Origin of the sequence: Metamycoplasma auris 15026, from assembly GCF_000367765.1 — a bacterium.
GTDB lineage: Bacteria > Bacillota_I > Bacilli_A > Mycoplasmatales > Metamycoplasmataceae > Metamycoplasma > Metamycoplasma auris_A.
The window spans coordinates 1-9,926 of record NZ_AORI01000002.1 but is presented as its reverse complement, the minus strand read 5'-3'; the positions used below and the strand labels follow the sequence as shown (position 1 = coordinate 9,926).

At 27.2% G+C, this 9,926-nt stretch carries 7 protein-coding genes; 6 read left to right on the top strand and 1 reads right to left on the bottom strand.

Translation table 4 applies throughout. The features are described 5' to 3' along the window. Nucleotides 1–83 precede the first annotated feature (83 nt). The 6 genes from MAU_RS00570 to MAU_RS03355 all read left to right on the top strand — a co-directional run bounded on the left by MAU_RS00570 (nucleotide 84) and on the right by MAU_RS03355 (nucleotide 8,325). Complete coding sequence (locus MAU_RS00570) at nucleotides 84–1,700, top strand: hypothetical protein (RefSeq protein WP_004423310.1); 1,617 nt, start codon at nucleotides 84–86, stop codon at nucleotides 1,698–1,700. Nucleotides 1,701–1,925: 225 nt separating this feature from the next. After that, the gene (locus MAU_RS00565) at nucleotides 1,926–2,699 is read left to right on the top strand and encodes a variable surface lipoprotein (protein WP_004423309.1); all 774 of its coding nucleotides are present in this window, start codon (nucleotides 1,926–1,928) and stop codon (nucleotides 2,697–2,699) included. A 133-nt stretch (nucleotides 2,700–2,832) separates the two neighbouring features. Continuing rightward, a complete protein-coding gene (locus tag MAU_RS00560; protein WP_004423307.1) occupies nucleotides 2,833–3,582 on the top strand; it encodes an Mbov_0729 family lipopotein in 750 nt (249 codons plus the stop codon). A 136-nt stretch (nucleotides 3,583–3,718) separates the two neighbouring features. Further along, nucleotides 3,719–5,938, top strand: coding sequence for an MAG6410 family transglutaminase-related lipoprotein (locus tag MAU_RS00555; protein ID WP_004423305.1), 2,220 nt, complete (start codon nucleotides 3,719–3,721; stop codon nucleotides 5,936–5,938). 153 nt (nucleotides 5,939–6,091) lie between these two features. After that, nucleotides 6,092–7,015 carry an Mbov_0729 family lipopotein gene (locus MAU_RS00550; RefSeq protein WP_004423303.1) on the top strand — a complete coding sequence of 308 codons (924 nt, stop codon included), beginning with the start codon at nucleotides 6,092–6,094 and terminating at the stop codon, nucleotides 7,013–7,015. A gap of 257 nt (nucleotides 7,016–7,272) precedes the next feature. Further along, nucleotides 7,273–8,325 carry an Mbov_0729 family lipopotein gene (locus tag MAU_RS03355; RefSeq protein ID WP_004423302.1) on the top strand — a complete coding sequence of 351 codons (1,053 nt, stop codon included), beginning with the start codon at nucleotides 7,273–7,275 and terminating at the stop codon, nucleotides 8,323–8,325. 154 nt (nucleotides 8,326–8,479) lie between these two features. Here MAU_RS03355 and MAU_RS00540 read toward each other — a convergent pair whose 3' ends face one another. After that, complete coding sequence (locus MAU_RS00540) at nucleotides 8,480–9,751, bottom strand: ATP-binding protein (protein WP_040543769.1); 1,272 nt, start codon at nucleotides 9,749–9,751, stop codon at nucleotides 8,480–8,482. Nucleotides 9,752–9,926: the final 175 nt, after the last annotated feature.

Genomic DNA, 9,926 nt, shown 5'->3' with positions numbered 1-9,926 from the left:
CTCCATACAATATGAATATAAGAACACAAAAAACTTATAGAAAAATTGAAAGAAAGAGCATTAACTAAAACAAAAAAATAACTATGAAAAAAAGTCTTGCATTATTATTAAGCGCAACTACAATTGCAACAATTACAACACCTATTTTAGCAATTTCATGTGGCGAAAAAGAATCTAAACAAAAAAAGGAATTTAAGGCTGAAATTGCTAAATTAGAAGCTGAATTAAAAACTGAAAGTAAACTAAAATTACAACAAAAGGAAGCATTAGAAAAACTTCTTGCTGATGCTAAAAAAAAAGATAAAACACTAAAGAAACCTGAAGATTTTAAAAAAGCCTTAGCAGAACTTAAAAAGAAAATTGAAGAAGTACATAATGACACTTCTGGAAATCAAACTAATCCAACACCAACTCCAAACAATTCAGGAGTAACAAAAACAAGCTCATGAGATGCAATCTTCAATGATAGTCCTACTGGCTATGACATCAAAAATAGATATATGCATCCTACATACGAACAAGACCAAGAAGGTATATTTGGTCTACAAGGTTCTCTTAGAAAATTATTGAACATATTCCTAGAAAAAAGAGAGCAAGCTGACCATGTAAGCAATGAAAAAGAAAAATCCTATGCTTCAGTTAGAGATTTAAAAATAAAAAACGCTAAAGAAGAATATGAAGAATACAAGAAAAAAATTGATGAAAAAGCAAAAATACTTAAAAAACTAAAGTCTATTATTTTAAGTGAATTTAAAGATATTCAAGATGAAAACGAACTAATTATTGAAGATTTTGAAGAAACTAAGACATTTTTAAATGAAGCTAAAGAAGAGTATGAAGAAGATACAAAAGACATTGGCATTTATAATGCTAAATTAGTTAAGTCTAAGGAATTAGAAAACAAGATTGAAAAAGACAAAAAAGAGTTATTGAATAAAAAAAACTTATTAAAAGTTTTAAATTTCGATAATCTGAAAGAAGAGTTAAAAACTCAAAATGAATACTATGAATCTTCTTTTAAGGAAATAAATGAAACATTAAACAAATTAAAGGAAGAAAATTTCTACTTACATGCAACTAAGAAAGATATTGAGAATAGAATCCATTCTTCTAGTTTCATTGGAGATTTTAGTAATGACAAATTTTATGAATACGAATTTTGATTAGAAAAGAGAATTAAATCGAATATCAATGACATTAATCTATTTACTAAAACAAAAATGAATTTAGAAAAAGAAAAAACAACTAAACTTAACAAACTAGAAAACCATGTAGGCTGAGCAATTGAGAAAAAAATTGATATCTTAGAAAAAGCAATTCAAGAAAATGAAAAAGAAAAAGTTATGATTGATAAGTATTTATTAGATAAAAATACTGCAATCACTAATTCTAAAAAAGATGTTGAGAGATTAGAAAAAGAATTAAAGGAATTAACGAAATATAAAGAAGTTATTAGTAAAAAAATAGAAGAATATAATAAGAAATTTATCAAAATAAATGAAGATGAAAAAATAATTACTATCATGTTAGAAAAAATAGAAGAAGAAACTAATAAGATAATTAATGAAGCTATTGCAAACTATGAAAAAATTGAAAAAGAAGAAGATGCAAAATTAGCTAAAGTTAATAAACAAGTTTCCTCATTAATGGATAACATTCAAGACGCTAAAGATGGTCTTAAAAAGATGAAAAACTGATAGAAATAGTATTTTTTTATCACCTCTTAAATATATCAATTTCAAGTCGATATATTTTTTGTAATAAAAAACCTTTCAAGTTGCTATTTTCTTCTTATTTTAAGTAGAAAAATTACACTTTTTTTTTAAAAAATTTAGTCTTTTTTTAAAAAATAATAAAATCTAAATTGCAATAAAGTAATAAAAAGAAAATAAGGAAAGAATAATCAAAAATAAACCAAAAAACAAATGAAGAAGAATATTAAATTTTTAGCATTAGCAGCTTCTATAATACCAATAGCACTTCCTATTTTAGCTGCATCATGCAATACAAAAGAACCAAAAGAAAAGAAAGAATTTAAGGAACTAATATCTAGATTAGAAAAAGAAACTAGTAAAGATAATAATTTAGATGCTAAAACCAAATTAGAACTAGAAAAATTATTTTCTGATGCTAGATTAGAACTAAATAAATTAAAAACTTCTGATGAGTTTAAAAAAGCAATCGAAACTTTAAAAAATAAGATAGAAGAAACTAAAAAAGAAAACAAAAACGAAACGAGTACTTCTTCTTCAAATACAAATAAAGAAAACAATGACAGTGATATTTCTAAGAAATACAAAATGCCTGAATTATATGAATATTCAAAAAAAGGTAATCTATTTGAAATAACAAATAAAGAAACTCTAAAAGATGAATTAGAAGCTATTCTAAAAAACAATAAGTTTGGCGCAATAACAATTGATAAAGGAGTAATTAAGTTTGGAACAAGAAGTAACCTTAAAGAAGTTAAATCATTCCAAATTAATTCATCTCTAAAAAATAAAGAAAACATAAACACACATGGATCTACTAATCATAATATTGGATGACACTTTAAGGGTGGTGGTGTTAGAAAAGGTATCTATCTAAAAAAAGAAAAAGAAAATAAATATAGTCTACATTGAAAACTTATTACAATTAAGGATAACAAAGTTACAAAAGAAGAAAAAGAATACATCGAAGTATTTGAAATAAAGTAATAACAAAAAAACTTGCTACATATTCTTATGCAAAGCAAGTTTTTTATATTTATTCTTAATTACTTAATACTTTTTTCATTAGTGTTTCTTAAATTTCATTTTTCTTCTTAATTTATGTATAAAATTACATTTTATGAAAAAGTTAAATAAATTTATTTATGCTCTTGGAGCCGCATCTTTTTTACCAGTTTTGCCTCTAATTGCTGCAAAATGTACTACTTCTAATGATGATTCCAAAGTAAATAAAGATGACCAAAGTAATAAAAAAGATAATGATGATAATTCAAATAAAAACAATAACACAACTAATAATACTATAGATGGAAAGGATGATAATTCTTCTTCAAATACTCCAAATACTAATGAAGAACCAAATAAAAATGAAGAGCCAAAGGAAGAAGATGAAGCATCGCCTTCAAAACCTAACGAAATAGACAATAATATTAATAACGATGCTCCTTCAACTCCATCCAATCCAACATCCCCAAAAGTAGATGAAGAAGAAGATAATAAACCAATAGATCCAGAAAAATTAAGCTCAAAAGAAAAACTAATTTTGGTATACAGTGCCTTTAATAAGTATTCAAATATAGAAGCAAATTTGAATAATAAGGAAGCAACAAATAAGTTAAGCGAAGATTTAGATCCTGCATACCAAGCTTTTCATTATACAAACCAAAATGACAGAGATTTCTTTTTAAAATATGAATTAGATCATATTTTTCTAGGCGAATTTGGTGATCTTTTTGAATTGTTCTCAAGCATTCTAACCGACACTAATAATGCTAAAGATAATAAGAAAAAAGCTATTGACTTATTCAATCAAATAAAAGCAAAAATTACTAAGGCTTACAACAAATTAATTAAAGAAAACAATAACTAAAACAATAAATTTCAATAATTATTTTATTTTTGGCATATCTATTCATCTACAATAATATTTATATCTAAATAAAAACTAATTGATATCCCATTCAATTAAGCTATGATGATAAATAAATATAAAATTAGGAGTAGTTATGAAGAAGAATAAGAAACTATTATTGAATTTTTTGCTAGTAGCTTCATTTTCTAGTGCTCTAGTAATAATAAGCTGTGAAAGCAAAAATAAAATAATCAATTCAAATAATAAGATTGATTCAAATCAATCATTTTTTCCTTTTAATCCAGATTCTTCAAATAATAATTCTAGTGAAAATTCAAACAGCAAAGATAACAATAATAGAAACCCTAATCCAAATAATAGTAACAACTATTCAAACTTAAATCCTACTTCAACTATTGAAGAGATTTCTCATACACAATCTTCTTTATTTGAATTAGATAAATTCTATTTAAAAAATACAAACAAAGAATTCATTGAAAAATCTCTTTCTGAACAAGAAATTGAAGCAATGATTCTAAATAACCAAGTTCCTTCTAATTTTTATTCACATCCTAATTATGCAATTGAGAATCCTAATATCCATCTTGATTCAGATGGCATAAAAACAGCCAAATTAAAGTTAATTGATACAAAAACTAATTTACCTGTAAATGATAAGGTTGTATGATACCAAAGAAATCCATATGCTAAAAAAGAAGTTCTTAAAGCTGGACTTGATGCTGATGATATTAAATTAAATCTTAAGGAAGATGGCACTATCAGTGGTAAAAAACACATTAGCAATGATTTAGGTAAAGTCCAAGTTTGAGCTTATTACAAAGGTTATTTATACTCAACAATAGTTGATGTTGATTCAGTTGATTTAACTAAGTTCAATAAAGAAAATAATCAGGCACTGCAAGAAGCTAAAAGAATTGCTTCTAAATGACAGCATCTTCCAGTTTTAGAAAAAATAACTGAAGCCTACAAATGAATGACTAAAAATGTTAAATATGATTATTCCCAAGAAAATTTAGTTGATGACCAAAGTGCCTATTCAGCACTTGTCAAACTAAAAACAGTGTGCACAGGTTATGCTAAAGGTTTTAAGATGCTTATGGATGAGTTAAATGTTCCATGCACTTTGATTACAGGAGAAGCAAATTATGGATATTTAACTGGTAATGTTGCAAGGCATGCTTGAAATATGGTTGAAGTAGATGGAGAATGATACCACGTAGATGCTACTTCTGATCGTGCTGATGAAAAAAAGAAAAGTGAAGAAGGTACTTTTAATTTCTTTATGATGCATGATAATGATTTCATTAAAGAAAGTGTTTTCAATCGTGGCATTCTAAAAATGGGCAATCGTTTTAGAAATCTAAAAACTAAAAACTATATTAATTCTAAGGAAGATGCAATAATTGCAATCGATAGAGAATTAGGCGGATTAGAAAAACTTCCTTCTTTTATCAAACTAAATATTCCAAAAGATGCTTACAAATATGTTAGAGAAGTTTTTGATGAATACAAATTGGAATTAAATGAAAAAAGATCCCCCACAAAACTTCCTTTACCTTATGTAACTTATGATGAAATAACTTACTATCTAAATCAGAATAAGCCTAATTCAACATTAAGTAACAAAGAAATATCAGTTACAATTGAACGACCTTCAAATTTAAACTCAAAAAGCGACCAATATGCACTAAAAATTAAGTTGGATAAACCTTTAAAAGATATAACCCTAAAAGCAGGAAACTTTATTGTTAAAAATGCATATGTTAAAGAAGCAATCAAAGAAGATGATTTAACATACACTTTAGTTCTTGACCATTTTAACAGTTATAGTAAAGTAGATATTGAACTTTCTTCCATTAAGAAATTCGGTTATAAATTTAGCTTTAACAGCACTAAAAAATTTAGTTTTGAAGTAAATAAACATGATCTTCCATCTCCAAAAATAGAATCCCTTGATGAAAATTCAATTAGATTAAGTAATGTTAATTCTAATATGGAATATAGAAACAATAATAGTGAATGAAAAGATATTGAAGGTAATAACCAAATTATCAATAACATAGTTATTGGTAGTTTGTCAATAAGAACTAAAAGATCGAATAATAAACTAGAATCAGATATTATAAAAATTCCAATTACTAAAGGAAAAGACTTAGAAAGGGAGTTAAAAATATATAACAATAATATCTTAGTTGGTATAGATAAAACAATGGAATATAAAAACAAAAACGAAACTTCCTGACGTCCAATCAATACTACAAAAATGAAGCTAAATCCAGGCGAATATATCATTAGAGTTAAAGCTAATAACAACCAACTTGCCTCGCAATCATTTAAAGTAGTAATTAAGTAAAAACCACTTTTAGTTTTCATTAAAACACTATAGAAAATCACTAAAAAAGTTACAAGTTTATAAGGTTTTTTTAGTCTTATAAACTTTTTTTAGGATCCTATTTTCTTTTGATTTTTATAAAATAAAAATCTAAAAAATATAAAATTATGCATTATGAAAAAAATTAGTAAATTTTTAACCATTTTTGGAGCAATAGCATCTATGGGTGCTTTACCTCTTGTTGCTGCAAAATGTAATACTACAAATTCGTCATCAACTAACAATAAAGAAGATGACAAGAATAACAAAGATGATAATAAAAATAATTCAGATGGTAATGCTAATACCAATTCTGGATCTGGCAACCAAAATGGTGAACAAGGTGGAGGTTCAACTACACCAGAAAATAACCAAGGAAACTCAAGTAATCAAAACGGTTCAAATAATAGTGCAACTACCCCAGATAATGGAAATGCAAATTCCTCTGACAATGGAGCAAGCAGACCTGGAGAAGGAACAGCTCCTAAAGATGGTGAAACTGGTCCTAAAACTACAAAAGAACCTAAGGAACCTAAAACTCCTAGAGAATCTGAAGGCAGCCAACCATCAGACCAAGGGAGAACAAATACAACTCCTGGAGGTGGTAGTGGAACAACTCAACCTGGAAATGGGGGGGGCACCAACCACACTGACCTACCTATGGCAGATCAGCCAAATCATTCTAATAGCCCTAGCGGTAATACAGAAACTCCAAAATCTAAGGAAGAAAAATTATTAGAACTTCTATACAAATTTTTTAGTGGATACGCAAAAATAGAAGAACAATTAAAATATAATGTTAAACTAACAGAATTAAAGAACAAGTTTCATTCTACATACGGAGAAACAATTAATAATTTTGATCGAGAAACCGAAAAATTTTTAGAAAAATTCGGATATAAAAAAGAAGACATAGATGATCTTACCATTATATTTGATGATGTTACAAATTTAACTTCTCCTGGCTCAAACGAAGCTAACCAAAAATTTACTAAATTATTTGAAAAAGTTAAGACAAAATTATCTAAAGCTTATGAAGAATATAGTAAGAAAAAATAATTAGTTTATATTGCAAACTATAGAATTTGAAAATTGCAAAATGAAACAAAACATTCAATATATCGATATTAGGTCGATATATTTTTTATTAATTTTAATGTTTAAAAACCTTAAAAATGCATCCCTTATTTTTTGTTTACTTCTCCCACTAAAGAGGCTAGAACTTAGCTTTTTTCCCATTTTTTCTTTATTTTTCAGTGTTTTTGGACTAATTTCCGCCAAAAAAAAAAAAAGGAAATTATGTATAATTGGCACTTATGAAAAAATTACACAAAGCATTTTTTATATTTGGTCTTTCTTATACATTGGGCATTTTGCCTCTTGTTGCTGCAAAATGTAATACCTCAAATTCTTCCTCAACTATTAAAACAGATGGAGAATCTAACAAAAATAAAGACCAAAGTAACTCAAATATCAATAATAACCAAAACGACAATAATTCTATTAATTCTGGTACTCAATCAAATCCACAAACCGATAGTACTCCAAGTATGAATGGAGAAAACGAAGGAAAATCGGGAACCACTGAAAGACCAATGAATGATCAACCGAATTCTAAAGCTGAAGCTGAACTTTCCCATAAAAATGAGAAAAGTAAAACTGAGGGTGAAAAAGAATTAAAGGGTGAAAAACCTGAAAATGAAAGTTCTCCAGGTGCATCTGAAACAGCAGGAAATGAAACTCCTAGAAATGGAATGACAATTAGTGATAAACCTAGTCCACATAGTGGCAGCGAATCTTCAAATGATGGCGAGATAACCGCTCCTGAAGGTAACACAAATCTAGAAGGTGGAAGCATGAGTGACAAAGGTTCTCAATCTTCACCTAAATCGTCAGATGCCAAACCTAATGATAGAAACAGTACTCACAACGAAGATTCGTATAGGGGAAATGAAGAAATGTCAGATGAAGCTAGAGGGACTATTAACGATGAAACTAGTAGATCTGAACCTATTGAAGGAAATAAAGGCTCAGCAGATTCAGAAAAAAAATTAGGCACTATATATGAATTATTTCAAAAGTATAATAATATTGAAGAGCATTTAAATAAACCAGAATCAATTAGCCAACTAAGCGATGAAGCCGACTCAATTTCTAAACAATTAATTAGTAATGATACAGAATTTCTTAAGACATTGGGATTATCACATGATGATATTACCGATATTTTTGATCTCCTAGACTCCGCAAGCCGCATAGGCATTCCTACAAACTTAGAAATCGAAAAAGGTAACTTTACAAAATTATTTGAAAAAGTTAAAACTAAAGTGAATGAAACTTATTCAAAGTACAAAGAAAAAAGTAAGTAAATCTCTAAGAGAAAGTAAATTTAATTTACTGCATTATTTATTGCAAGTTTTCTAAATAAATTAATTAATAAATTCTAATCACTTATTATATTTAAAATAAAAATGCAAGATTTTGAATGTATTTCAACATCTTGCTTTTTTTATTTAATTTTTTCTAATCCCTTAGTGCATTAATAGGAATAACAACAATTCCATCTTCTCTCTTATAAACTGCATTACCAATGCCTACGATTATGCATTTAAGAATTGGTTTTTTATTGCTATTATTAACAATTTTATATACTGCTTTATTTAAACTTGTTGCTGCTTGTTCAACTTGCGCGGCCGACAATTTAATTTCAATTGCCATTCATTCGCCATTATTTAATTCAATAACAGCATCTAATTCATTATCAAAATAATCTCTATAATGAAAGACTTTTGCATCAATTGCTTGTGCATAGACTCTTAAATCTCTAATTACTAAAGATTCAAATAAAATACCAAATAATCTAACATCATTAATTAGTTTATCAGGGGTAACATTTAAAAGCGCACAAGCCAAAGAAGGATCACAAAAACGTTTTTTTTCAGAGCTTCTTACTTTTTTTGATGATCTTAGATTCAATGCAAAAGGTTTTTGATTATTAAAAATAAACATCCGATTTAAGACATCTATATATTTATTGATTGTTGGTCTTGAAATAGTTTTCTTATCATTTATAGAAATATCTTTTATGATTGTATCTTCAGCAACAAAAGTAGCTTCATTTCTAGCTAGTGATTTAAGAATTAATTTTATTTTTAAGGGATCATATTTTGAATTATCAATTTGCTTAATTGATTCATTAAGAATGGTATTGATATATGAATTAGGTAGCAAATGGCACTGAGAAACTGAGCTATTAATATTTTTAGGTCATCCCCCTCGTACAACAAGATATGCCAGTCTTTCAAAAGATAGAGGCTCAATTAATTGTTCTTTAACTATTTGATTGCTTAAATCTTTTAGTGAAACAACTCCGCTTGATTCATTTGATTCATACAAAGACATTGTATCCATTCGAATTCTTGCAATTCTTCCAGCACCACTATGTAGTACACCTTTATATTTAGGAGTAGATGATCCTGTTAGAATAAATAAAGCATTTTTATTTTCTCAATCTACTTGTCATCTAACTGCATCCCATATAGATGGCACTTCTTGCCATTCATCAATAAGTTTTGGATTTCTACCTTCTAGAATAAGTTTTGGATTAATTAGAGCTAATTCACGGTTTGCAAAATTATTTGCAGGATCTCCCACAAAAAAGGAAGATTGCGACTTAAAATAAGAAGTTCAAGTTTTACCACACCATTTTGGCCCTTCTATACATATTGCTCCTGCAACAACAAAAAATCTATCTACAACTTTTTCAATAATTCTTGGCTTATAGTTTTTTTCCATTCTTTCTTCCAATTTTAATATATCAACTTTCTTCTTAAATTAAGCATCTTTTATTAAAGATTTTACAATATTCCAAAATATTTTTTTACAAAATTTTATGAAAATTTTTTACAATTTTTCATCAAAAAACTTTACAATTTTCCAAACTTAGTTCCTTTTCTCAATACTTTTATAA